This window comes from Algoriphagus halophilus (assembly GCF_041729275.1).
Lineage (GTDB): Bacteria > Bacteroidota > Bacteroidia > Cytophagales > Cyclobacteriaceae > Algoriphagus > Algoriphagus halophilus_A.
In genome coordinates, this window is sequence record NZ_CP146486.1 from 257,949 (window position 1) to 282,744 (window position 24,796).

Sequence of the window (24,796 nt, forward strand, 5' to 3'; positions counted from 1 at the left end):
TGGCCGTGTTCTTAAAAGTTAGAAATCTAAAATCATAAATCTGAAATACTGTGGAAAGTATTCAGTTAACTCACTGAAGAAATGTTAATTAATAGGTAAACAGTTCCCCTCTAAAATGGGGTTGGTAGGGGATTATAGAATAAGTTATTGAACCGTTTCAATAATCAGTAATTTTAAATCCTATTTCCTAAATCATAAATCACAATTTATTACTTCTATTGATTAAAAAATTCCAAGACCTGATCCATGTAGGATAAACTGACAGGTACGGACTTTTCCCCAAAATGCAATACATGTTTTTCCACTTTATCGACCTTCTTGCTGTTGACCAAAAATGAACGGTGGGAACGAATAAAAAAGGAGGGAAGCAGATGCTCTACCTCTGCCAAAGTCATTCTACTCATGGCTTTTTCGTTTTCCAGCTGGAAAGTCACATAGTTGCCATTCGCTTCACAAAACAATAGTTCCTCAAATACCAACCGAATTTGGCCTTCTCCGGTTTTGATGAAGGTAAACTCGGGTTCTTTTCCAGGCTGTAATTCCAGCCATTCCTGTGCTTTTTGACAGGCTTTGATAAAGCGTGAAAGGTTGAAGGGTTTTAATAAATAATCCAATGCGTCCAACTCAAACCCTTTCACTGCAAAATCTGAATAGGCGGTAGTAAATACCACCAGGGTTTCCTTGGGAAGTAATTCGGCAAAATCTATCCCGGATATATCCGGCATGTTGATGTCCAGAAAAATCAAATCAATGGAATTGGTTTTCATATATTCCAATGCCTGAATTGCATCCAAAAAGACTTCTTCCAAATGAAGAAAAGGGACTTTGGAAGCATGTGCTTTTATCACTTCCAAAGCCATCTTTTCATCATCTATCGCAATTGCTTTAATCATATTATAATAGTTGAACAGATAAGTGAACGAAATGCTCTGTGTCGTTCGCTACGATGGTCAAGTTATGTTTTTGTGGGTAAAAATGTTCTAAACGGCTTTTGACATTCTCCAAACCAATGCCTGATTCGTCCTTGGGATCTTCTGTGGCTTTTTTGGGATGCATACTGTTGACCACATCCAGATGAACAGACCCCTGAAGGCAACGCAAGTTAATTTTGATCCAAGATTTGCTTTTGGTACTGATGCCATGTTTAAAGGCGTTTTCCACAAAAGGAATCAACAGCATGGGAGAGATGTCCCCGTGACAATGCTCCTCATTGATCTGAATGGTTACATCCAAGTGATCCTCTTTGGCAAAACGTAGCATTTGCAGGTCCAAGTAGTTTCTTAAGTAATCTATTTCTCTGGAAAGAGGGATTCTGTCCATTTGATTTTCATGCAGCATGAAGCGCATCATATCTCCCAGCTTCTGAATCCCATCGGAAGTTTTCTCTGCATTTTCCATCAATGCGGATCCATAGAGTGTATTCAAGGCATTGAATAGAAAATGTGGGTTGATTTGGGAGCGTAGGAAACTCAAGTTGGCGGAACTTTGATTGACCTGTACTGAAAGAGTATCTATTTTACCGATATAATCCTCATATTTTCTGAAAACCAAATTGGAAAGCGGAAAGACAACAAAGAATAGTAGGAGTACCATCCCAACTCCCAAAAGCATGATTTCTGGAACGTTCTCATCCACGGAAATCAAAAAGAACACAAAAGCGATGATGCTGATCAGTCCCCAAAGAAACCAACGATAGGCCTTGATCTTGCCTGCTTCTTTGTTTCGGTAAAGCAGAAAATAATTGTAGAAGATGAAAAAGCTAATCCCAGGAATAATCACCATGGTAATGATCAAGATGACTTCATTTACAAAAATCCGTGCAACGAATAAAAATATGCCTACAAAGAGAAAGATCATAAACAAGCGTACTCCATTGTACAATTGAAAATCTTTGAACACCGGTGGCAAGAACATCTTTTTCAGGAGATTCGAGGTGACTAGGTAAACAATATATAACAGTAGGGTACTGAAATAGAAGCGGAAGTAACCTTCAGCACCCACATGGTTAATCCCGGCACATGCTCCCGATAATGCTCCCATGACTGCCGCAGTCAGCAGACTGTAAAGAATAAATTGAAGGATATTTTTATCCTTTAAATACTTGGGAATAATCACTAAATGCATCACATAGAAACCGATGTAAATGATGATAGGCTGAATGACAATCCCAAAAATTTCTCCATGGGGTAATGATTGGAGGATACTGCAATCATTAAGTTGGTCAGTACAATAATCAAAAACACCAAGGTGGTAATCCACCATTCTATGGAGCGAAAGTCAAATTGTTTTGATTTCATAAGGTATTGTAAATAAATAGGTTGAACTACTTTGTTTTAACTGGATTTGAATTAGAACTTACGATAGTCTCTTGCCTATTTTCTGAAATGCCGGTACATGATTTAATCATCAGCAAATTGTAAATAAATGCCAGAATAATCAGCAAATAAAAGACTTTCTTGGTGTTCATGAATTCTCTTTCTAATTGATAGTTCAAGAATACATGGACTAAAAAGCCTTTACAAAAGAATGTGACGGAATGGGGATAATGAGGGACGGAAATGGAAAAAGTGATCAGGAAGCAGTGGTCAGTGTTCAGTTGACAGAATGAACTCTTTTAACGTCTTTGCCAGGAGGAACGACAAAGCAATCTCGTAAAATTGTAGAGCCTATAGTTTTCCGAAAAAGTGATTAAGGCTCCCTAGCCGGTAAGAAGGCAAGTTTAAATGAAATGGAAGCAACTCCCCCTTGTCAAGGGGGCTAGGGGGATTCCAGTAGTAGGTTTGTGATCTGTCTTTAGTAACCAAATTCTTCCAATTTATCGTCATTGCGAGCAAAACGAAGCAATCCCGACATTCAATTATCAGTGGGCATAATTTTTTTAATAGGTAATGAAAATAAATTGAGATTTCCACGTCGGCTTGATGCCTCCCTGCCTACCGGAAGGCAGGCTCGCAATGACATCAAAACGGGTTTCCAATCAAGTCAATTCCCCACATCCAAGGCAATACAAAGTAGACCATCAAGGTGACCAAAACAATGGAGATGATGTTCAGCCAAAAACCAGCACTCGCCATATCTTTCATCTGTAAATAACCCGAACCGAACACTACCGCATTAGGAGGGGTGGCAACAGGTAACATAAAGGCGCAGGAAGCAGCCAGAGTGGCGCCCACCATTAATCCAAAGGGATGTAAATCGAGCTTGAAAGCCACAGAAGCTAATATTGGCAGCAACATGGAGGCAGTGGCTACATTGGAGGTGACTTCGGTGAGGAAGTTGACCGAAGCAATGATGATGAATAATAAGAAGAAGAAAGAAATTCCTTCAATTAAAGTAAATCGTTGACCGATCCATTCTGCTAATCCTGTTTCTTTGAATCCGGCCGCCAAAGCCAATCCACCACCAAATAAGATCAAGACGCCCCATGGAATACGTTCGGCGGTTTTCCAGTCCAAAATTCGATCTTCTCCAGAGGAGGAAGGAAGGATAAACAATAAAACCACCCCTATCAAAACAATGATGGTATCGTCTATGCCTGGAAGCAACTTGACTAACACAAAACTTCTTAAAATCCAGGCCAAACAGACCGTTCCAAATACGATCATCACGGATTTTTCTTCATAACTGATCTTTCTCAAAGCTTTTAGTTGAGAGCCGATGATGTTTTTGCCATCAGGAAGGCTGAAACTTTTAGGGAGGGGATTGGCGGAACTTACCAGGTAATACCAGCAAATCATCAATAAAACAGCTACCAAAGGCAATCCAAATGCCATCCATTCATTGAATCCGATGGAATAGCCGTATAAATCATTGATTACCGCAGCCATAATGGCATTGGTTGGGGTCCCGATAAGGGTTGCCAAACCACCAATTGAAGCACTATAGGCGATTCCCAGCATGATGTTTTTCCCAATCGATCTGCGATGGAGGTGTTGGATTCACCCAATTGACTTTTAAACTGATTGACCACGGCCAAACCAATGGGAAGCATCATCAAAGAAGTTGCAGAATTGGAAATCCACATGGATAAAATACCCGTGGCCAGGATAAATCCCAAAACAATGCGGCGTAAATCAGTACCTAATAAATGGATGATATTCAATGCAATCCTGCGGTGCAAATTCCATTTTTCGATTCCAGTGGCCAACAAAAATCCTCCCATATATAACAGGACTGTGGGATGCATGTAATTTTCGGATACGTCTGCTATCGGAAGTATTTTCAACAATGGCATCAAGATCAAAGGTAGAAAGGCAGTAGCTGCAATAGGCAAAGCTTCCGAAATCCACCAAATGGCCATCCATGCAGCGAGGGCCAACATGGATTGAGCAGCAGGATTTAAGCCATTAAAAACTGCCAAAAAATTAATTAAAACGAAAGCTAAAGGCCCCAAGTACAGCCCCAATGATTTGATCTTGATTTCCATAAAGCTTCAAAGCTAAAACTTTTCAACACATATTTTTTGACAGGGTAAAAAATGAAATCTCAAAATTCCGAATTAGTCGCTTAAGCAACACCCATTCGTTTCTTGATTTCCGCTTCTATTAATGCAGAAAGTTTACGAATGGTATCCTGTTCAAAAAGTCTTGAATGGATACTTCCAGGTTGAGTCTTTTGCTCAAAAGAGAAACGATCCGTATCGCAGATAGGGAATTTCCACCCAATGGAATAAAGGAATCTGTCACATCAATACTGTCCAATTTTAATACCGAACACCAAGTTCCATGCACAAGCTCCTCAATTTTATTTTTGGGTTTTGTAATAGCTTTGTTCTTTGTAGGAGTACTTTTAGTCTGACTTCTTAATAATGCCTGTTTATCTACTTTTCCATTGGAGGTGAGAGGGAAGGAGTCAACTTGGATAAAAGTAGATGGAATCATGTTCGTTGGAAGAAAAGACTTTAGGTAATCCATCAATTCAGTTTTGTCTACCTGAGAAGAAGCTTTGAAGTAGGCCCTGATTTCTTTTGAATGAAATGTCTGTTCCTGCATGCCGATTTCATGCATGAGTTTTGCAATCTCCTCGGTACTGAGCTCATCATTTAACTCATCTATGGTCTCCTCTCGCTTTTTATGACCAACACGCACATCCCAGCTATAAGGAAATGCATAGTTGTGGTATCCTTTTTTCCGCTTGTGAACAAAAATCCCCAAATCATTTATGATGCAATTGGTGCTTCGGCCAGTATCCTTTGGTCTTCTCCACCCAATTTTCTCTTCCAGATAAGCATACATTTCCGAAAGGCTTACATCACTGAATCTATAAAAATCAACAAAGGAGACCTTGGTAAATACTTCGTCTGTTTCAAACATCGATACATCCAAATACTCACTCACAGCATCTTTGCTTCGGTGATAGGATTTTCGAGTCTCTAGGATGATTTGATCTATATCCGCTGGATCAAAGTGATCTTTTAAGAAAAGTTCTTCAGTCAACCTTGTTTCAAAAAACTGTCCTCTTGAAAGACCTGTCACAATCACTGGAATATTTTTTTCGAGGGCCAGTTTAGTGCTGAGGGTGTAAACGGTTTTAAAACAGCCATTACACACGTTTTGATGTCTTTCTAAACTGTCTCTGAAAATGGCGTTCATGGCATCTGTACTACCATATAGATGATCAACCCCGAGTTTATTTACTGTATTATTGATATTCTCTTTGGCATTTTCAGAGATAAACCCATTGTCAAGTGTCCAAGCCAGCACATGAAGTCCAAGTTCTACCAATTTAGCCAACGCATAACTACTGTCTTTTCCTCCACTTAATAGCATCAGACAATCGTATTCTTTTTCTTTGTTTTCTCCCAAACTTAAAATCTCCGATTTCAGGTTATCCATGGATTTAAAGTAGGAGGCCACATTTTTCTGATATTCTTCAAAGGATTCACACAAATTGCAGACTCCTTCTTCATTAAAGGAAGCATCTGGATAATTAGATGGAATCCCACAATTCTTACAGTAAAAATCAGGTGCCTGGTATAAATTCTCATTTGAATCAGCGACGACGATATGTGCTTCCTCTATTTTTGGGAATTTGGAAATCAATATCTCCAATTCAGCTGATTCTATCCTAACACCATTCAATTTTATCTGTTCATCTATCCTACCATCATATTCGAGTATACCCGAGGCATTCAAACGAACCAAATCACCGGTCTTATAGATCATTTCATCTAATTGAAATGGATTCTTTATAAAGGATTCGGCTGTGCGATGGGGATTGTTAAAATATCCTAGGGCAAGTACTTCACCTCCTAGAAATAAGGTTCCCTGAACGCCCTGCGGAACCGGGTTTAATTTCTCATCCAAAATGTAATAGTTACATCCCGGGATAGGTTTTCCTATGGGAACTGAAGGTGCTGTTTCTTTCGGATTATATTTGTGGACAATACAGCCTACTGTTGCTTCTGTAGGACCATATTCATTAAATATTTCTGCTCCTACAGGTAGTAGTTTTTGGAAGCTGGAAGCGAGTTTAGTTTCAAGATTCTCTCCTCCAAAAATCACCGTATTGAGCGTCGAACCTTTTAAGAAAGTTTCCTGGATTATTCTCGCATGGGAGGGGGTAAGTTTAATGGTGTTTAGATTTCGTTCTTAATAACCTCCAAAATAGATACGTCAGGACCAATTTTCTTTTCTGGATAAATATGAATGGATCCTCCAGAAATCAATGGTAGAAATAGGGATGTAATGGTCAAATCAAAACCTATGGAAGTAAAGAAAGGCATATGTACTTCCTGACCTCTGCTGTATAATTTTTTTGCCTCTGTTAAATAATTTGCCAAAGAACTGACCGAGACTTCAACACCTTTTGGTTTTCCTGTAGATCCGGAAGTGAAAAGAATATACCCGGTTCGATTTGGATCATGTGATAAGTCTATAACTTGATTCTTAAGTTCATAAGAAAGAAGATCATCTAGCTTGATATCCATTACTGAATAGGATTCAAATTCTAGCGAAGTACTAATTAGCAACCTAGGTTTCAAATCTGCCAAAATTCCTTCCATTCTTCTTTGCGGAAGATCCACGGGCATAGGGACAAATGTGGCTCCAAGCTTTAAAATAGAAAGGACAGAGATGATATATTCGAAGGATCTTTCTTTGTGTACAACCACTATATCCTGTTTTTTAACTCCTTGGATATTAAGTATTTCTACCTCCTTATTTACCAATGATCTTAGTTCTTGGTAAGAAAGGGTTTTATCTCCCAATAGTAAGGCTGGGGCATTTGAATTCCATTCAAAAACAGGTTTAATAAGCTCATCAAAAGTGATGGAATTGCCCTTTTGGCTTATACTCTTTTGGATAAGCTCCTTTTCCTCCTTATCTGAAACAAGTTTTACCTCTGCGATTTTTGATTGGTCATCTGTGACAAAAGCCCGAATCATTTTTCCAAAGTGGAAGGGGAGAAGTTCTATTTGTTTTGGGGTAAAATAGGCTTCATTGATATCGAAGTAATAATCAAGGTTTGATTGATCATTAAAATCAAATGCCTGAAAACGAATTCGATGACCTGCGTCCATATGCCCTGGAAAATGCCATTTTGTGCTGGTCGGAATTTCTCCAAAATCACCAAAATAAAGGGGGATATAATTTACTACTGTTTGAATTCCTCTAATGCTTTCTAAAGTTTGGGCACCAGGATAGCCATTTTTAAAAAAGTCGAATTGCTCTTGCCTCACTTTCCCAAAAAGGCTTAGGAAGGATTCTTCCATGTCTACCTGAATATCAAGGGGCAATACCTCAATGAGCAGGCCTGTGGTGTTTTTGAATTTACCGAGGTTGCGGTTGGGGAAAGGACTTCCCAGCCGTAAGGCAGATTCACCTGAAATCCTGGAGATAAAGGCTGCAAAAATTGTAGACCAAATCGTGAATTTTGTCAGGTCAGGATTGAAGGATCTATAGGCTTCTGTAGTTAGCTTTTCCTCTAAAAGCCCTTTTATTTCTGTACTTATTGGGATTTTTACCCTTCTCGCCTTGGTTCGGGTTTCAGATTTAAGATTTCCATAGAGGGATAACTCCTTAACAGGAATTTGTCCCTTTGACTTCCAATATTCAGCAGCTGGGGTATTTTTGTTTTCTCGTTTTTGCTGCTCAAACTCCCTATATTCTTTAAAGCTGACTTGATTTCCGGAATCATTTTCAATGTTCTTTATTTCCGAATCATAGCCCTTCCCTAATGCCTCAAACAAAACTTTAAAGGTCGTTGCATCAGCTAGTATGTGGTGAATATTCAAATACCAAATAAAAATTCCCTCTTCAACTTTTAGTAGGATGGAATCGAAGCATTTCTCAGTAAGGTCTATTGGAGTATGAATCCGAGATTCGATGAAAGCATCAAGCGACGCATTGGGAATTTTCTCAAACGGAAGATTAAATTCTAATTGGGGTAATACAATTTGTTCAACAACTGAATCCTTATTTTCATGAAAAACTGTTCTCAGACAATCATGATTTGCAATTAGGCGTTTAAATGCTAATTGAAAAGTAGAGGGATCTATTTCACCATTTATTTCAAATGTATGGGGAAGGTAGTTTGAATTGGAGCTAGGATCGAGCTTCTGACTAGCCCAAATACTTTGCTGACTTCCAGTTAGGCTGGAAATAGAGTTTGTTGATACTTGCAATCTTTATCTATTTTTCTGCTGCTGGGCAATATATTCTGTAATGGAAAGGACTGAATTAAAATTTTCAATCACCATATCCTGAGGGGGTACTTTAATTTCATACCTCTCTTCCAAATGAGCAATGAGTTTCATAATCGTAATGCTATCAATCAAACCACTGCTCAATAGTTCTTCTTCTTGGTTGACAAGGACATCGATTTCCTCATGTATATAATTTGTAATTTCTTCTACCATTACTTTGGATTTAAGGCTGTGAGGTTCCTTTTGACCATATATTCAGGTCTTGGATCTGAAACTTCTTTTATATTATCAGTTGGGTTGAACGTGAACATTAATAGCTTTCTGTCAATTACTCCCATGTTTTGATAAGAGCTATGGAGTAAATTACAATGGAAAATATGAATGTCTCCTGCATTTCCGGTAAATGGAATTATGGGACTGTATTTTTTAACCATTTCCGATAAGGTACTTTGAGTAATCATATATTTCAAATTCTCATCATGTACTCCATCTGGATTATTTAGGTACGATTCCACTTCTCCTTCTTTTTGAGAAGAGGGTATCGCTAATATGGGGCCATTCGCTACCTCTACGTCGGATAGCAAAATTGCAACGGTCAGAGCATTAGGAGCAATCATTCCATCCTCTTTCCAAAATTTAAAATCTTGATGCCAGCTCCAAACACCTGATTCTAGGCTACTTTTAGTGTTAAGTTTTGACTGAAATAAGTAAAAATCTGTATTCAAAAGCTGCTCAATGATTTTTGGTAATGAGGAATTCTCAAGTAGTGCAAGAATAGAAGAATCGAACTTTTCAGGCGCAAAAATGGTACGGATTTTTCCAGAGGATTTTTCTCTGAAAAATTCAGGTCCGTCCAGTTGTTCAATTTTTTCAATTGCCTGTATGATCTGATCCAATTCTTTTCCCTTCAGCCAATTACTTATCTGTAAATAGCCTTGTTGATGATATGTATTGATTTGCTCTTGACTAAGCATAATTTCTATCACTTCTCTGTTTTAATTAGAAAACTGTTTTTCCAATTTCCGATAATGAACTTTTCCGTTGACTGAGTGGGGTAGGGATTGTACTTCAAAGAAGTGTTTTGGAATACTTGTCTTCGGGAGAAGTTTTATTAATCTCTTTCTCAATAAATTATGGTCAAACGGCTTCTCCTTTGGTACGATTGCCGCACATAATTCTCTCATGCCATTTGATTTACATGTGAAAACAGCTACATCCTTTACTTCAGGGCATTGAATTAAAACCTGTTCAATAGCTCCAAGTTCAATCCTATAGCCACTAATCTTCACCTGACGATCCATTCTCCCTACAAATACCAACTCTTTATTTTGGTTTAAATAAACATAGTCGCCAGTTCGATAATAGTTAACTTCTCTTCCTTGATTTCTGTCGATATAAAAAGACTTTTGGGTTAAAGCATCATTATTCCAATAGCCTGACATCATGGTAACAGAATGAACTAGAAATTCTCCTTGTTCACCGGGAGCAACTTGCTGGTCTTCCGAATTCAAAATGAGATAGCTGGTATTCTCCCAAACCTGACCTATAGGTACTTCTTTATCAATTTCTATAGGCTTTGAAATAGTAAAATATGTACATTGATTTACTTCGGCAGGCCCATAAACATTTGAAATCTTCGAGTTTGGAACTTTTTTAGTAGTAACTCGTTTAATTTGATGGACGGAAAGGATTCTCCTCCATATTTTATCCATCTCACCGAAGGAAAATCTAAATCAAATCCTCCCTCAATCAATGAAATGAAGAGGGAAGGGACAGAATACAAAATGGTAATTCCATTTGCTCTAACCGCCTCACAAAAACTCCCAAGCATGACTAATTCGCTGGTATTGAAAAGATAGGTAGTACAACCGGCAAACATGGCTGAAAAGTATCCAAAGGTACTTTGATCAAAATGTAAAGAAGCGACATTTCCAATGATATCATTTTCAGAAACTTCATATAGCAAGGTAGATTGCCTGGCATAAGCCATTCCGCTTGCATGGGTATGGACAATTCCTTTAGGTTCTCCGGTAGAGCCCGAAGTGTACAGGATATATGCAAGGTCGCTAGGTTCTATATCTAAATCCAGAGGGGAATTACTTACTTGTTGAAAGATGGTATCCCAAGAAACGCCTTGATTTGACCCTACCACTAGTAAATTTTGGGTATCAATCTGATCTATGATGCGTTGGTGAGAGGGGATGGTGAGAACTATTTTGATATCACAATCTGCAATAATTGCATTAAGCCTTTCGCTAGGTTGGCTTGGGTCCAAAGCCACTAAAACAGCTCCCGCTTTTAAGATGCCATAGATTGCATAGGCCGTAAACACATTTTTCTCAATAAGAATCCCAACACGGTCTCCTTTTTTTACATGGTTTTCTACAAGCCAATTTGCTAGTTGGTTGCTTCTCGATTCTAATTCCTGATAGGTGATCTGGGATTCAGCGCTTTTAAAAGCTATTTTGTTTGGAGTCTCTTTTGCTCCAATTGCGATGAGTTCACTTAACAATTGACTAGTAGAATTCATAGTAATCCATCCAATTTAGCAATAATATTCCTTTGAATATCTGATGTACCAGAGTATATCAATCCTCCCAATCCATCTCGAAGATCACGTTCTACTTCATATTCTGTAACCACTCCTTTCGCCCCAAAAATTTAATGAAATCCAGACTGGATTCTACAAAAGCTTCACTGATGTATAGTTTTGCCATGGCAGCTTCTCGAATTAATGGCAAATCATTTTTATCCAAATAAGCGACCTTGTAAAGATGCATTTTTGAGGTTTCAAGTCTGAGCCTCATATTGGCAATTCGGTTGGAAATGGATTGATATTTACCAATGCTTTGCCCAAACGATTTGCGTTCGTTGGCGTAGGCAATTGATAATTCTAATTGCTTTTCCATTCTTCCTATCTGACTTGCAAAAATATAGCCCCGTTCTGATTCCATTGCTGAACTAAAGAGGCTTAAACCTGAGCCTTCTCTTCCCAATCGGTTTTCATCCGGAACAAAACAGTTTTTTAAATAGAGATTCCCCATCGGTGTGGTTCTCATTCCTACCTTATCCCGAACCTCACTACTAGTGAAGCCCTCCATGGTTTTGTCCACAATGAAAGCCGTAATACCCCACTTGCCTAACTTACCATTGGTGGTAGCAAAAACAACTGCTATTTCACAAATAGGGGCCAAGGTGATGTAATGCTTTTCCCCATTAAGGATATATCCGCCCTCCACTTTCTCAGCAGTCATTTCCAGGGCATAGGTATCGGAACCAGAGCCCTCTTCGGTTATTCCAAAAGCTCCAATCGTACCTAAGATCAATCTCGTCAAATACTTTTGCTTTTGTTCCTCTGTTCCAAAAGCATTGATTGCTACCTGGGTGCTCCAAATTTGGGAATTGAGAGAAAAGGGTAAACCATTGTCTTTACTCCCATAGCCTAGTCCTTCGAGCATCAACACCGTGGTAAGAGGATCAAAACCACCTCCTCCGTATTCCTTTTTAAAAGGCCAACCCAACACTCCGAAATCGGCACATTTCTTCCACTCTTCCTCCGGAAATATATTATTACGATCTTTTTGAGAAATATCTTTATTCAGATTTTTCTCTGAGAAAGCCTTGGCTTTCTCCCGTAATTCTATTTGTTCTTTGCTCCAGTTAAAATCCATTTAATTAAAATGTGAATTTCACAAAACCTCTAAAATTGAATGGAGTACCAGGAGTAAAATGAATTTCACTAACCGGACTTGGTTCGAGGTTTCCATTTGCAAGTCTTATTCTAGATTCTGTATCAAATTGAGTTTCTTTCCAATCTGTATTAAGCAGGTTTTCTATGAAAAAACCAAAAGTGATGGCATTAAAAGTATAGCTGGCATTCATATCCAATACGGTATACCCTTCTGCGACAACACTATTGTCTTCATTAGCAGGGCGATCCTGTAAATACCTGGCTCGTAAGGCACCTGCAAAACCATCCTTTTCAAAACTCAATCCTCCTGTGGTAGTAATTCTTGGTGCCAATGGGATGAAATTATTTCCTTCAGGGTCATCTATGCTTCTCGCATAAGAGTAGGTAAAATCCCCATCTAAGTAGATCCACTTGTTTGCTTGCCAACGTAATCCCAAGTCTATTCCCCTTCTTGCGGTTCTTCCACTTGCTTCCACTATGCCGGCATCACCTACATAAACAAATTCCTGTTCAAGCCTTAAATACCAAAGAGCCCCATTTACGATCAATCTTGGCCATAACTTAAAGTTACCTCCTAAATCAGCCCCAAATGCTCTGGGAAGTATGGATTCATTATTAGGCCTTTCCAATACCAAACGAGTGTCGTTTGAGTGAAAGCCAATGCCAGATTTTAAAAATACTTGTACGTCTTCATTGACGGTGTAAATGAAGTTAAGTTTCGGACTTACTACGGCAGCTGATAAAGATTGTGGATCATATTCAGGGGTGAGATCATCTTGGTATAAATAATTAAAATAATCAACTCTAACTCCTGGATTGATCCGTAGCTTTTTCAAGTAAAGATCAAAATTTACATAACTGTAATAATTCGACTCAGTGATGTCACCTCTTTGAGTGACAAACCGAACACTATCTCTGTTTTTTGTTCCGGCTAATTCATTATCACGGATATCATCATTTCTAAGTCCTACACCAACTTGAAGTGCATATTCACCCCCATTGAATGTATTGCTATAAGTAAGCTGACTTTCTGCTCCAAAAATCGCCCGGTTTTCGCGCTGTCGGATTTGATCACCATTTACAGAATCTTCCAAGAAGAATGTAAAGTTTGAAAATAGCTCAAAATCATAAGTAGAATAGTAGGCGTTGTTCTTAATAAATAATCGGTCATTAATTAGCTTGGTATGATTGAGAGCAATGTTTGTTCTACTCGTATAACCTCCCTCTGTATCATCTAAAGCTCCAAAATTGGTGATCTGTCCACTTTGTACCGCACGAACCGGTATCTGACCTGAAGCATCCCACTTACTGGTAAAATGTGATGCAATTAAGCTGATATCACTTCCGTCTTCCAATGTTAGACCATATCGCCCCATTAGGTTTAATCGGTTGAAATTCTGACTGGACTCAAATGGACCATCACTTGCCAAGTATTCTGCCGCGACATAGGCATTGTTTTTTTTGTCATTGATTAGGTTAAAAAGCCCAACCGTACGGACACTATTGAAGCTTCCTCCTTGTACCGAAACAGAACTTTTATCCAAACCTCTTTTGGTTTGGAAGTTTACATAGCCTGCAGTAGCAAAATTCCCTTTATCGGCATTATAGGGGCCTTTGTCAAAATCTACTCGCTCCACTGTTTCCGGTATTAAGAAGTGTAGATCTGAATATCCTTGCCCGTGCGCATGAGAAACCATGTTGACCGGCATTCCATCGACCGTGATATTTATATCAGTTCCATGGTCAATATCAAATCCACGCAAGAAAATTTGTTCAGCTTTACCACCTCCGGCATGTTGTCCTATAAATAACCCAGGTACTTTTCTCAATATATCCTGAGATGTGTTTACCGGATTTGTTTTAAGATCAATTCGGGAAAGGGTATTAACTGGATTCACTTCTTGACTAAAGACTACCTCTCCAAGTTCAATAGCTGTTTCATCCATCCGCACAGTAACCTCTCTTGAAAGATTACTTACTACTATTATCTGAGGTTCGTATCCTATATGACTTACTTGGAGGGAATCTCCATCTTTAACTCCCGGGAGCACAAAATAACCAGACTCGTTGGTGTGAGCGTGATGTTCAGAAGAAATATGGATAATATAGGCTCCGATTATTGGGGAACTTGCTCGGTCTAAAACTCGGCCCTTTAGTGCTTGTGCATTTACAATAGTTTCTGTAAAAATGAATAGAACGATGGAGGAGAGTACTGTTTTAAACATAGATATACTTTTAGGGTTAACTCAAAAAAACCTTTCGAAAGGGGTTAAGAAATAGTTTCTGAAACCTTACTTCATTATTGGAGATTTTGTTTTAAAAAAATTAATAATTAGTTCAACAAAATTGAAAACCTATTGAGAAACATTGATTAGATGTGGAATCATTCCATAGGGATTTTTTTCATCAGAACTGTATGACTCAATATTCATTTTGGTTCCTAGGTTTAATTCATTGGCATATTTGGCAAATAAATTTGCCACTACCTGATCCTCCAATGCCCATCCGGTAGAATCAAAAACACTAATCCCTGACTGATACTTTTCTTTTAATGCTTCGTTATGGATTAGTTCAATCCACGAAGGACCAATTTCAGTTGGATTCAATTGCTGGCATTCACCTTCCACAATGGCTTGATCAAGAAAATCCGGACAAACAAAAGATTTCTCCAACAGTGACTTGGGGAGTTCAAACTTTCCTGGAAAATCTGCTCCCACAGCATTAATATGAAGGTGAGGCTTAGAATTAAACTCTGTAAAAAGTGGCCCTTTTTCTGGAGCTATGGAAGTAGCAGTACACAGAATATCCGATTTTTCCAAGATTTCAGATAGATTAGAGAGTTTAGGTGAGATTTGGAGATTGATAGGAGCCAATCGATCTTCTAAGCTATCCATACAGTTTTGATCGGTATCATAAACTAAAATTTCTTCGATAGGGAACAATCTAGATATCGCGTGAATCTGTGTTATTGACTGAGCTCCACATCCAATAATGCCAAGGATCTTTGAATTTTGCTTTGCCATCATTTTACTGGCAACTGCACTGGAGGCACCAGTACGTAAGGCGGTAAGTAATACACCATCTACTAAAAAATTCAAATGACCCGTGTGAGCATCATAGGAAGAAATGGTAGATAATATTGTAGGCAGTTTAAAAATATCTGGATTTTCAGGATGATAGCCCACTACTTTAATCAGTACTTCTTCACCTTTCTTCATGATCGGCATCCATTCTACTAAACCTAAAAAGGGTTTTTTATAGTTAAACCCTGAGCGGATGGGTACCTCAGTTTCTTCTTTACTAAAATTTATAAGCGCTTTTTCTAATTCTGAAATTAGGTCATCCATTACCCGGTCTAACCCAATTTTTGTAATAATCTTATTGACAGCATTACTGTCCAGGATGATACTTTCTTGATTTTTCTTCATTATTTAAATTAACCAATACCCAATATACTATTTTGAAATAAGGTGTCAATTCATTTTTTTGTCTATCAAAGTATAAGTTTCATAACTTTTGAATTAATAATTTGTTTAACCCAAATAATCCTTAATTCTCTTCGATACATGTCCACAACCAAATTAATCAGAACAAGTTTTTTATTCTTTCTATTATTTACACTTGCTGCTAGAGTAGAGGCCCATAAACCCAATCAAAATTTTATTTATCTCAGTATTTATGAAGGTAAAATGGATTGTAGGGTTGAGCTGAGGAAAAGTGATATCGCAAAAGTATTTGGTTTTGACATAGGACCAGGAGTAGTTCCTGATGAGAATGACCCAAAAGTTCAAAGAATGCGGGAATACATTCAAAGTCACCTAAGGTTTACATCTTCTCAAGGGAACCATGCTATGGTTTTCACAGACTTAGGTCTGTTGGAATTAAATGATGGGGATGACTACCTATTGTTTAATTTTTCGATGGAAAATATGAATCCTGTTCCTTCTCACCTAGAGGTTTATGATCAGATTTTTGTAGAAGAGTTGAGCAACCATGAATCATTGCTTCATATTGAGCGAAACTGGAAAACGGGTGTGTTGGCCAATGAATCCTTGCCTTCATTAATCTTCGGCACTTCCTCCCCGAATCAAACTCTTGACATTGAGGAAGGATCAGTGCTAACTGGTTTTTTGGCAATGGTGAAATCCGGGATTTACCATATTTGGATCGGATTGGACCATATTCTGTTTTTGATAGCCCTACTGATTCCCTCGGTGATTGTATATAGACCAAAAAATGCTCCTAAAAAGAAATGGTTTGGGATCACTTACAATGATTTTGATCCTCAGCCAAGTTTTAAGACTGCTTTTATATCGGTAGTAAAAATCATTACAATTTTTACTCTTGCCCATTCTGTGACATTAAGTTTAGCAGCTCTAGAATTGATCAACCTACCTTCAAGGTTAGTGGAATCCATTATTGCCATTTCCATTGCCATGGCGGCTTTTCATAATATCGTCCCGTTTTTAAATAAAAGGGAGTGGCTTATTATTTTAGTATTTGGTCTCTTTCATGGATTTGGATTTGCTTCGGTTTTGGCGGAGCAATCTAGAGGAGGGAGTACCTAGTCTATTCATTGGTTGGATTCAACCTGGGTGTAGAGATTGGTCAGTTGGGGATTATTGTGATTGCATTTCCTCTGCTTTTCTTACTTAGTAGATTGAAACAATACTATATCATCGTTGTCGGTTTCTCCCTACTATTGATGGCCATATCGGCTTATTGGATCATCGAAAGAGCCTTTGGATATGATTTGAAACTTCATACCTGGTTGCTCGAAAAAGGAATCCTTTAGTAGATTAGAGTATGGAAGGAAATTCGGATGATCTTCTTGATCAGTGGCTTAATTTTAACAATCAGGAGCAGGGATCTGAAAATTTAGCAGAGGAACAAATTCCAAAAGCTAGCCCATCAGATCACTATCCACTTTCTGTAGCTCAACAGCGCCTTTGGTTCGTCTATCAAAAGAATCCTGAAAGTCCTGTATATAATTATTCAGAGATCTGGAATTTTCATGGACCCTCTTTTGATCAGGGAGTTTTTAATAAAGCCTTGGAATGTTTAGTTGCCAAGCATCAGATTTTAGCAAGCAATTATGTTGTATTCCAAGAGGAGCCTGTGATGGTTTTTCGACGGGAAAAAAGTTTTGATCTTCATTTAGCAAAGGATAATCAAGAGGAATCGGATGCCAGAAACTGGCTTACAAATCTGGCTAGTGAAGCTTTTAGGCTAGAAACAGATCCTTTGATTCGAGTGGGAGTTTGTCATCTCAATGAACAATATTTGATAGGCATTACCTTCCATCACATTATTATAGATGCCTGGTCCATGGGCATATTGAGGGAAGATTTTGCTGATTTCTATGTTGAGATTTCCAATAATAATCAACAATCAAACTTCTCGTTACCTGAAAATGATCTTCAATACCAGGATTATACGTCCTGGCAAAAAGATTTGCCTGAATCAGCGTCCAAATCCAAGTCAATTCCTACGCCTTCGGACTCATTTTTAGATCTGCCGCTTGACTTTCCTAGGCCGGCCAGTCCAAGTTATCAAGGCAGTATCATCCGGTTTTCACTGCCAAAAAATTTCACTGATAAAGTAGGGAAGCTTATCAAAGATTTTCAAACCACAGACTTTAATCTTTTCCTTGCATGTTTTCAGATTTTGCTTGGTAGGTATGCAAAAAGTGAAGAGGTAACTGTTGGAATCCCTGTTTTCAATCGAGATAAAGAAGAGTTTAAATCCATGGTTGGGTACTTTGTAGATACCCAGGTTATTGAAGCAAATCTGGAAAAAAAGAAATTGTTTTCCGAGCTGCTTAAAGAAATCAAGAATGATGTTTTAGAGGCCATATCTTGCCAAAAACCGAACTATGAGGAACTGGTCAGTAATTCACAAACAGCAAAAGATCAAAGCTATAATCCTTTATTTCAAGCCATGTTTGTGGGACATTCCCCAGGAGAGAATCCATTTCAAAACCATGGGCTTCCGGTAGATTTTGAAGTGTTGGATTTAGAGGTCTCCAAATTTGATCTGACGCTACATCATTTTGGTCAAAAAGCTGGTGCATATCAAATTGGAATAGAAATTAGTAAGGATTTATTCAGTCCTGTTTTTGCAGAGCGCTTGTGCCAACATTTTACTACGCTATTGGAGGGGTTTGCAAGAATCCTAATCTGGAGATTGAATCTTATTCCCTTATTTCTGAAGAAGAGAACCAATTTCTGGTTTCTGGACTAAGTCATGGTTTTTTGCCAGAAGCTAATGGAACTGTGCTCACTGAGATCCTTGATAATTTAATCCAAAAAAGGATCAGATTGCCGTGGTTTGCGGCTCTGAACGACTAAGTTATGGAGCGCTTGACCAAAGAAGCCAGCTAATTGTTAATGAGCTTAAGGAGAAATCCGCTGATCCAAACTATCCCATAGGAATCTTTATGGAAAGGTCGGTAGATTTCTTGGTCTCTATTCTTGCCATTGTAAGATTTGGTGGGGTCTATTTGCCTTTGGATCCGGATTACCCAGACCAAAGAACGCTCCAATACCTAAAGGAATCCGGAGCAAATTTTGTCCTGACTCACCGTAATTGTATTGATTCAAAAGAGTCTGTCAAAGACAATTTTAAAATAATAAATATAGATTTAATTGAATGTAATCAAGAAGCTGAAAATCAGTTAAATAAAAATTTTAAATCTAATAAGAATGCCTACCTGATATTCACTTCCGGGAGTACCAATAAACCCAAAGGTGTTTTGGTAAGCCATAGCAATTTATATTCTTCTGTGGCGGCTAGAAAGTCGTATTACCAGGAATCGCCCACCTCATTTTTGTTGGCCTCCTCTTTTTCTTTTGACAGCTCAGTTGCCGGAATATTTTGGTCTTTATGCACAGGAGGTAAACTCATCATTACGCAACAAAATGAGACCTTGGACACTGCTGCACTTTCTGCAATCATAACTCGAGAAGATGTAAGCCATACCTTGATGCTGCCGTCGCTGTATCAAGCCTTGCTGCAGGGAAATGACAGAACTTGGTACGCCCTGAAGGGAGTGATTCTGGCTGGAGAGGAGTTTCCAAATGAATTGATAAAAACGCACTTTGATAAGCATCCTTCAACGCGGCTTTTTAATGAATATGGTCCAACGGAGGGAACGGTTTGGTGTTCAGTCCAGGAACTACATGCTGGAGATTCTTTCCATAGGGTTCCTATAGGTTTGGCAACATCGAATACCCTGGCTTATGTACTGGATTCAAATCAGAAATTAAGTCCCATCGGTATCCCGGGAGAGCTTTGCATTGCAGGGGCGGGGCTTACGAATGGGTATTTATCCGAGGAAGATACTGCAGCTAAGTTTCTGAAAAACCCATATTCCGAGGAATGGAATAGGATTTATAGGACTGGAGACTTGGTTCGAATACAGAAGGATGGATTATTGGAATATCTTGGAAGAGAGGATAATCAAGTTAAAATCCGAGGACATCGAGTGGAATTGACTGAGATTCAAGATTTAGCTCTTCGTGACCCAAAGGTTAAATCTGCATTAGCAATTGTTGGGGAGCATCTGATACCCAAATAATCGTGGCCATTAAATCGGATGCCAATATAAATGAGGGGGAATTGGATGCTTTTTCCGTCAAAATTTGCCACGATACATGGTGCCCGATATAATTCTCATTTTGAAGGAATTTCCTTTGCTTCCAAATGGAAAAGTGGATTCGAATGCATTAAAGGACATTGCCCTAGCTAAACCAAAAGCGTCAACTGTTTCTTCAAAAGTGCCATCTACGTATTTGGAACGGCAGGTTGCTGGAATTTGGGCTGATGTCATGGGAGAGGAGGAAGTTCCTGTCAATAAAGATTTTTACGAGATGGGTGGAAATTCACTCCAAAGTATTCGAATCATCGCAAGATGCAGGGACATTGGGATAAAGGTTACTCCAGCTCAATTTTTACGCTATTCCACAGTGGAATCGCTGGTTAAGTCTATCCATCATGAAGCCTATCAGAGACCCGAAAACACGCTTGAACTGGAGGTTTTAAAGGTTTGGGAATCCTATCTCAAACAAAAATTGATTGGGGTGAAGGACAGTTTCCAAAAAAATGGAGGATCCGATTTTGAGTGGAAGCAGGTGGAAAATGAGTTAAATTCCGTTTTTACATTTAAGGATCAATCCAGATTAATGACTCAATTCAAGATATTTCAAAGAAAATTCTTGCTAATTATCATTTAGTTGAATTTGAGTCAAAAAATATTAGAAGGGTCATTCCTATTAAAACAACCGGTCAAGAATCGCCTCTTTTCTGTATTCATAGCGAATTCTATTATGAAACAGTGTATAGCCAATTGACTAGACATATGCCTGCCGAGTATCCGGTTTACGGTATATTATCGGTTAGTCCTGAATTGATCAAGAATTCTGTCCCAAGGAATATTGAAGAGATCGCCAGTTTGTGTTTAGAAGAAATTCGACTGATTCAACCCATAGGTCCTTACCGAATTTTATCCTATTCTATCGGGAATGTAGTTGCCTTCGAGATTGCTAAACAAATGCTAGAGGCAGGGGAGCGGATAAATCTGATCATGATTGATCCACCGCTGTTTTTTGATAAATCCAGAACATTTGGAAAAGGAGGTTATAAAAAGCTTTTTACCTATTTGGACTACTGGAAGAATCCGGGGCAATTGCTGGAAAAAGTTCGTAAAAAGGTAAGAAAAGATCCTAAACCACCTGTATTGATTCAAGATACAGGCTTATTGAAAAAGTATTTACGCTCTTATAAGCCTGAAAAAATAGCCTGTGATACCTTACTTATAACTACACCCAGGGAATTTAAACATACGTATGAATGGGATCCCTTATTGAATATCGTGGATCGTGAGAAAATTCAAGGGCCACATCTTAAGTTAATGCGAGAACCTTATGCGGGTCAACTAAATGAGGCAATTGTAAGGAATCTCAAAAAATGGGATGAAGAAAAGAAAACGATGGGTTCATGAAAGTTGATTTATGGCTTGCCAAACTGGATGAGGTGCCCGAAGAGGATGGGAGGGATCTTGCAAGAGAAGAACTGGAACGTGCAGATCGTTTTGTTCGGCCAGAGTTAAAAGTGCGGTTCCTGAAACGAAGAATTATTTTGAGAAAATTACTATCCGAATATCTTGAAATAAAGCCTAATGAAATAGTTATAAAGCAAACGATTCTTGGAAAGCCATATGTAGAAAACCCTAAAACTCAGCTCTTTTTTAATATATCGCATTCCAAAGACTGCGTGTTGTATGGTTTCTCGCATGAATCAGAAATTGGTGTAGATATAGAATTTTTAGATGAGGAGATTGAAGCTGAAGAGCTCATCTCTAACATCTTTTTTGCTCTTCTGAGGAAATCTCATTGATTCAAAATTCCAAAGGCAAATTAAAATCGGAAGCTTTTTTCAGGTTATGGTGTATCAAGGAGGCATACATCAAACTAGTTGGGAAAGGGCTGACTTTTCCACTGGATCAAGTGTTGGTAAAAGATACCATGGAGAAACCAATGCTGGAGATTCGGGCAGTTATGAATGATCAAACATTCGAATCGTTGAGCTGTATTTATAGCAATTGGCTTCCCAATTTTGGAATTGGGGTGGTGGTACAGGGAAATTCCCTGGAATTAGAATATAAGCAGTATAGAGGCTAATGGAATAGGTCTTTCAATTGCTATTTAACATAATATAAATTATATAACTTAAGTCAAGAATTGCTCTAGTTAAGTACTATTAGGAATCGCAAATTATATCAGATCTGGTTCCAGATAATTTTAATGAACTATTAAAACGCTCTATTTTTCAATATTCCGTACCATATAGCCTAATGTTTTTCAAATATGCGATTCTCAGGTCTTTTATTGTTGTCTTATTTAGGTATTTAAATATCAGTAGATGAAAAGATGAAAAATTCTTTGACTCTTATGGGCGTATTATAATTAAAACTTATTAGTCTGACTTTTATCTACGTTCACTCTGAAAATACCTAGCTGTTAGGCGAAAAAACTTAATGACTAATTGGATTCTAAAATTTATTCAAAATAAAGAAACCACGAACTCTTTAAACCCCTCTTAGTATTTTAAACTTCTATGGCTTAAGAAATTCTACTTAACATAATATTGATCTATTGAATAAAAGCAGATTTAATATTCAATTCCAACCTGCAGCGAGTATTAAGCCGTTCTCAATTCCAATTCCTGAAAGCAAGGTGTTACCATCACTGTTTTTCCAGGCAAGTTCATAATTGGCCTCTTCAAAGCTTATCTCTAACGAATAGGAGTTTTGCTTACTGTTTTGATCTGTATAAGTAATTTCAAAATTGCCTACAAAAGGTTTGTCCACATCGTAGGTTGATACCCTTTTCCCATATCCCCTACCAAAAGTTTTAACCCCATTCTTGGTAAAGTTCCAAACTGCACGAATTTCACTTTCTGTTACGCTATAAATGACAGACCCTATTTGCTTGTTTAAATTTTCTATCAACTTCATATGATTTATGTGAATAATTTTAAAGTAAGAAGATAAAGTCCTAAATATCTAAGAATCAGTGTTTATTATTTCATATTCATAGTTTCCAAATGGTTTTTCAAATCACTTTTCTTCCAGATTCCTACTCAATTCCTTTGGAATCAAGCCAGCTCTGAGCATCACCCCGGAACTGTAAAATATTACAACGAATACCAGCCATTTAAGAACATCCAATGGCGAGGATTTGACCATTAATGCTACGATTATAACAATTATGATTCTCGGTATTGCCATGGCAATGGCTGCTTTTTGGATGCGGGAGGCATCAGTAATGCACAGGAGCCCATTTTTATGGTATTAGTAAGATAAGGTAACATCCCCAAGGAAAAACCAATGCCTTGCAAGGACCATACAAAACCTATCCCATCATTATCTTATCTTGCGAAAATTTTCAAAGTAAGATCATTTATCATGAGGCGAAAAATCCCAGAATCAACGCTACCAAAACTCAATCGTTCACAATTAATTACTCCTGAAGGCTTTCAAAAATTAAAGGAAGAACATGATCATTTGTGGCGAGTTGAACGTCCAGACGTTACCGCTAAGGTAGCATGGGCCGCAAGTTTGGGAGATCGTTCAGAAAATGCCGATTACCATTACAACAAGAAACGGCTTCGAGAAATTGATAATCGCCTACGTTACTTGCGTAAGTGTATTGATGACTTTAAAGTCATTGACTACCACCCTAACCAAGAAGGAAAAGTGAATTTTGGTGCTTGGGTAGAAATTAAAAACGAAAAGAAAGGTCTTCAAAATCGTTTCCGTATTGTAGGTTACGAAGAGTTAATAGGTAATAAAAATTATATTTCTATGGACTCCCCAATGGCAAAATCGCTTCTTGGTAAAACTGTTGGAGATGAGGTGATAGTTCAAACCAAAATGGGTGATTTTGTGTGGAAAATTCTTAAAATAGAGTACCAAAAGTAGTAAGACCTAAATAGATCTCAGGTACATACCTTGAGCACTTGTTGCTTAATAATCAATTGGTTAACTTAAATAAAAATCAATTGGTTATGAATACGCTGATTTTCACTCAACCGGCTGATGACATCATTGACTTTTACCCAAGATTTAAAGAGGTATATGAGTCCAGATTGTTATCAATCGGTAAACGCATTACTTACGACTTGCAATTCAATAGTGCTTTTGGTACAAGGATGTTAGGAACAGCTATTACCTTAATTACCTCCTCGAATCGAATTGTCAAACGTATCATTGAATTTGCTGAGCATCTTGCAACACATGAGGAAGAGTTCATTCGGTTTAATGTCCTCTTTATGTACCATCAATCTGGAGAGCAGTCTATCCGCATATTTACTCGAGCGATGAAACTCCTTGATCATCATAGTCATTGGCGTAGCATGCCTAGGAGAACCGGGAAAATGGTATTAGTTGACCGTATAGTTTTGATGTCTTGTGAAAGTGCAATAAACTTCGTAGATGATCCTCCAAAACTGGCACTTCAACGATATCACCAAGAAGCCCGTCAACTTCGGACTTCGGCAGCCAAGGCATTCCACTTTGATTATGAGCATTTCTCCAATAATCACCCCCATACCTGGTCTTTCTCTACGGGTGATCCTCTAAGAGGCGGAATAATTATGAATCCATTTGAAGTTTCATTCAGAGATCTGGCATATCAACTTTCTCCTGAAGGAGTAATTAAAAAATTCCAGGCAGACCACCTGAAGAGTATGGACCTGGTGTTCCAATAGAAGGAACCATTCATATTTATGACTATCAAGATAATCGGTTGAATCCAATAACCATTCCAGTAGGTGCCTTTCGAAATGTGATTGAACCATAGAATTAATAAATCTAAATAAGCCTTATTTGATAATCATAACTAGATGTAATTGCTTTGCATTAGGTAATAGTTAAAATACACCTATTTTTCTTCGTTTTA

21 protein-coding genes and 2 pseudogenes are annotated in these 24,796 nt (G+C 38.1%); 10 read left to right on the forward strand and 13 right to left on the reverse strand.

The window, feature by feature from the left end; all coding sequences use genetic code 11:
* Positions 1 to 215: 215 nt before the first annotated feature.
* The 12 genes and pseudogenes from V8V91_RS01410 to V8V91_RS01465 all read right to left on the reverse strand — a co-directional run bounded on the left by V8V91_RS01410 (position 216) and on the right by V8V91_RS01465 (position 15,763).
* Positions 216 to 893: a LytR/AlgR family response regulator transcription factor gene (locus tag V8V91_RS01410; RefSeq protein ID WP_373398432.1), complete on the reverse strand. Its 678-nt coding sequence runs from the start codon at positions 891 to 893 to the stop codon at positions 216 to 218.
* Between the two features lies 1 nt (position 894).
* Positions 895 to 2,262, reverse strand: coding sequence for a sensor histidine kinase (locus V8V91_RS01415; protein ID WP_373398433.1), 1,368 nt, complete (start codon positions 2,260 to 2,262; stop codon positions 895 to 897).
* A 698-nt stretch (positions 2,263 to 2,960) separates the two neighbouring features.
* A pseudogene (locus V8V91_RS01420) lies at positions 2,961 to 4,426 on the reverse strand (DASS family sodium-coupled anion symporter).
* Positions 4,427 to 4,544: 118 nt separating this feature from the next.
* Complete coding sequence (locus V8V91_RS01425; protein ID WP_373400842.1) at positions 4,545 to 6,572, reverse strand: AMP-binding protein; 2,028 nt, start codon at positions 6,570 to 6,572, stop codon at positions 4,545 to 4,547.
* Positions 6,573 to 6,577: 5 nt separating this feature from the next.
* Complete coding sequence (locus V8V91_RS01430) at positions 6,578 to 8,623, reverse strand: condensation domain-containing protein (protein ID WP_373398434.1); 2,046 nt, start codon at positions 8,621 to 8,623, stop codon at positions 6,578 to 6,580.
* 3 nt (positions 8,624 to 8,626) lie between these two features.
* Positions 8,627 to 8,857, reverse strand: a complete 231-nt coding sequence (locus V8V91_RS01435) for an acyl carrier protein (protein ID WP_373398435.1) — start codon at positions 8,855 to 8,857, stop codon at positions 8,627 to 8,629.
* Positions 8,857 to 9,618, reverse strand: a complete 762-nt coding sequence (locus V8V91_RS01440) for a phytanoyl-CoA dioxygenase family protein (RefSeq protein ID WP_373398436.1) — start codon at positions 9,616 to 9,618, stop codon at positions 8,857 to 8,859. The genes V8V91_RS01435 and V8V91_RS01440 overlap by 1 nt, the downstream gene beginning before the upstream one ends.
* Before the next feature lie 21 nt (positions 9,619 to 9,639).
* A complete protein-coding gene (locus V8V91_RS01445) occupies positions 9,640 to 10,356 on the reverse strand; it encodes an AMP-binding protein (RefSeq protein WP_373398437.1) in 717 nt (238 codons plus the stop codon).
* The gene (locus tag V8V91_RS01450) at positions 10,248 to 11,174 is read right to left on the reverse strand and encodes an AMP-binding protein (RefSeq protein ID WP_373398438.1); all 927 of its coding nucleotides are present in this window, start codon (positions 11,172 to 11,174) and stop codon (positions 10,248 to 10,250) included. Before V8V91_RS01450 ends, V8V91_RS01445 begins: the two co-directional genes overlap by 109 nt.
* Positions 11,171 to 12,315: pseudogene (locus tag V8V91_RS01455) on the reverse strand (acyl-CoA dehydrogenase family protein). The gene V8V91_RS01450 and the pseudogene V8V91_RS01455 overlap by 4 nt, the downstream one beginning before the upstream one ends.
* 4 nt (positions 12,316 to 12,319) lie before the next feature.
* Positions 12,320 to 14,560, reverse strand: a complete 2,241-nt coding sequence (locus V8V91_RS01460) for a TonB-dependent receptor (protein WP_373398439.1) — start codon at positions 14,558 to 14,560, stop codon at positions 12,320 to 12,322.
* 129 nt (positions 14,561 to 14,689) lie between these two features.
* The gene (locus V8V91_RS01465; RefSeq protein WP_373398440.1) at positions 14,690 to 15,763 is read right to left on the reverse strand and encodes an ornithine cyclodeaminase family protein; all 1,074 of its coding nucleotides are present in this window, start codon (positions 15,761 to 15,763) and stop codon (positions 14,690 to 14,692) included.
* A 138-nt stretch (positions 15,764 to 15,901) separates the two neighbouring features.
* On the opposite strand from V8V91_RS01465, the gene V8V91_RS01470 reads away from it, so the two are divergent.
* From V8V91_RS01470 to V8V91_RS01505, 8 genes are all read left to right on the forward strand, one after another.
* Positions 15,902 to 16,903 (forward strand): HupE/UreJ family protein, encoded by a 1,002-nt coding sequence (locus tag V8V91_RS01470; protein ID WP_373398441.1) that lies wholly within the window; start codon positions 15,902 to 15,904, stop codon positions 16,901 to 16,903.
* A gap of 8 nt (positions 16,904 to 16,911) precedes the next feature.
* On the forward strand, positions 16,912 to 17,130 hold the full coding sequence (locus V8V91_RS01475; protein ID WP_373398442.1) for a hypothetical protein: 219 nt from the start codon (positions 16,912 to 16,914) through the stop codon (positions 17,128 to 17,130).
* Positions 17,131 to 17,141: 11 nt separating this feature from the next.
* Positions 17,142 to 18,578: a condensation domain-containing protein gene (locus tag V8V91_RS01480; protein ID WP_373398443.1), complete on the forward strand. Its 1,437-nt coding sequence runs from the start codon at positions 17,142 to 17,144 to the stop codon at positions 18,576 to 18,578.
* A gap of 76 nt (positions 18,579 to 18,654) precedes the next feature.
* Complete coding sequence (locus V8V91_RS01485; protein WP_373400843.1) at positions 18,655 to 19,914, forward strand: amino acid adenylation domain-containing protein; 1,260 nt, start codon at positions 18,655 to 18,657, stop codon at positions 19,912 to 19,914.
* 100 nt (positions 19,915 to 20,014) lie between these two features.
* The gene (locus tag V8V91_RS01490) at positions 20,015 to 20,569 is read left to right on the forward strand and encodes a phosphopantetheine-binding protein (protein ID WP_373398444.1); all 555 of its coding nucleotides are present in this window, start codon (positions 20,015 to 20,017) and stop codon (positions 20,567 to 20,569) included.
* 74 nt (positions 20,570 to 20,643) lie between these two features.
* Positions 20,644 to 21,336, forward strand: coding sequence for a thioesterase domain-containing protein (locus V8V91_RS01495; RefSeq protein ID WP_373400844.1), 693 nt, complete (start codon positions 20,644 to 20,646; stop codon positions 21,334 to 21,336).
* Entirely contained in the window at positions 21,333 to 21,731 is a 399-nt protein-coding gene (locus tag V8V91_RS01500) for a 4'-phosphopantetheinyl transferase superfamily protein (protein ID WP_373398445.1), read from the forward strand. Before V8V91_RS01495 ends, V8V91_RS01500 begins: the two co-directional genes overlap by 4 nt.
* Positions 21,728 to 22,015, forward strand: a complete 288-nt coding sequence (locus V8V91_RS01505; protein ID WP_373398446.1) for a 4'-phosphopantetheinyl transferase superfamily protein — start codon at positions 21,728 to 21,730, stop codon at positions 22,013 to 22,015. The genes V8V91_RS01500 and V8V91_RS01505 overlap by 4 nt, the downstream gene beginning before the upstream one ends.
* Before the next feature lie 497 nt (positions 22,016 to 22,512).
* Here V8V91_RS01505 and V8V91_RS01510 read toward each other — a convergent pair whose 3' ends face one another.
* A complete protein-coding gene (locus V8V91_RS01510; protein WP_373398447.1) occupies positions 22,513 to 22,851 on the reverse strand; it encodes a hypothetical protein in 339 nt (112 codons plus the stop codon).
* A 450-nt stretch (positions 22,852 to 23,301) separates the two neighbouring features.
* On the opposite strand from V8V91_RS01510, the gene greB reads away from it, so the two are divergent.
* On the forward strand, positions 23,302 to 23,817 hold the full coding sequence (gene greB / locus V8V91_RS01515; RefSeq protein ID WP_373398448.1) for a transcription elongation factor GreB: 516 nt from the start codon (positions 23,302 to 23,304) through the stop codon (positions 23,815 to 23,817).
* A gap of 86 nt (positions 23,818 to 23,903) precedes the next feature.
* Positions 23,904 to 24,605, forward strand: coding sequence for a hypothetical protein (locus tag V8V91_RS01520; protein WP_373398449.1), 702 nt, complete (start codon positions 23,904 to 23,906; stop codon positions 24,603 to 24,605).
* Positions 24,606 to 24,796: the final 191 nt, after the last annotated feature.

What these genes read in the sequence shown, in the direction of transcription:
- V8V91_RS01440 (WP_373398436.1), bottom strand. Translation starts at nt 9,618, where the DNA reads ATGCTTAGTCAAGAGCAAATCAATACATATCATCAACAAGGCTATTTA.
- V8V91_RS01520 (WP_373398449.1), top strand. Translation starts at nt 23,904, where the DNA reads ATGAATACGCTGATTTTCACTCAACCGGCTGATGACATCATTGACTTT.
- V8V91_RS01435 (WP_373398435.1), bottom strand. Translation starts at nt 8,857, where the DNA reads ATGGTAGAAGAAATTACAAATTATATACATGAGGAAATCGATGTCCTT.
- V8V91_RS01510 (WP_373398447.1), bottom strand. Translation starts at nt 22,851, where the DNA reads ATGAAGTTGATAGAAAATTTAAACAAGCAAATAGGGTCTGTCATTTAT.
- V8V91_RS01450 (WP_373398438.1), bottom strand. Translation starts at nt 11,174, where the DNA reads ATGAATTCTACTAGTCAATTGTTAAGTGAACTCATCGCAATTGGAGCA.
- V8V91_RS01410 (WP_373398432.1), bottom strand. Translation starts at nt 893, where the DNA reads ATGATTAAAGCAATTGCGATAGATGATGAAAAGATGGCTTTGGAAGTG.
- V8V91_RS01415 (WP_373398433.1), bottom strand. Translation starts at nt 2,262, where the DNA reads ATGGTGGATTACCACCTTGGTGTTTTTGATTATTGTACTGACCAACTT.
- V8V91_RS01500 (WP_373398445.1), top strand. Translation starts at nt 21,333, where the DNA reads ATGAAAGTTGATTTATGGCTTGCCAAACTGGATGAGGTGCCCGAAGAG.
- greB (WP_373398448.1), top strand. Translation starts at nt 23,302, where the DNA reads ATGAGGCGAAAAATCCCAGAATCAACGCTACCAAAACTCAATCGTTCA.
- V8V91_RS01470 (WP_373398441.1), top strand. Translation starts at nt 15,902, where the DNA reads ATGTCCACAACCAAATTAATCAGAACAAGTTTTTTATTCTTTCTATTA.
- V8V91_RS01445 (WP_373398437.1), bottom strand. Translation starts at nt 10,356, where the DNA reads ATGGATAAAATATGGAGGAGAATCCTTTCCGTCCATCAAATTAAACGA.
- V8V91_RS01460 (WP_373398439.1), bottom strand. Translation starts at nt 14,560, where the DNA reads ATGTTTAAAACAGTACTCTCCTCCATCGTTCTATTCATTTTTACAGAA.
- V8V91_RS01480 (WP_373398443.1), top strand. Translation starts at nt 17,142, where the DNA reads ATGGAAGGAAATTCGGATGATCTTCTTGATCAGTGGCTTAATTTTAAC.
- V8V91_RS01465 (WP_373398440.1), bottom strand. Translation starts at nt 15,763, where the DNA reads ATGAAGAAAAATCAAGAAAGTATCATCCTGGACAGTAATGCTGTCAAT.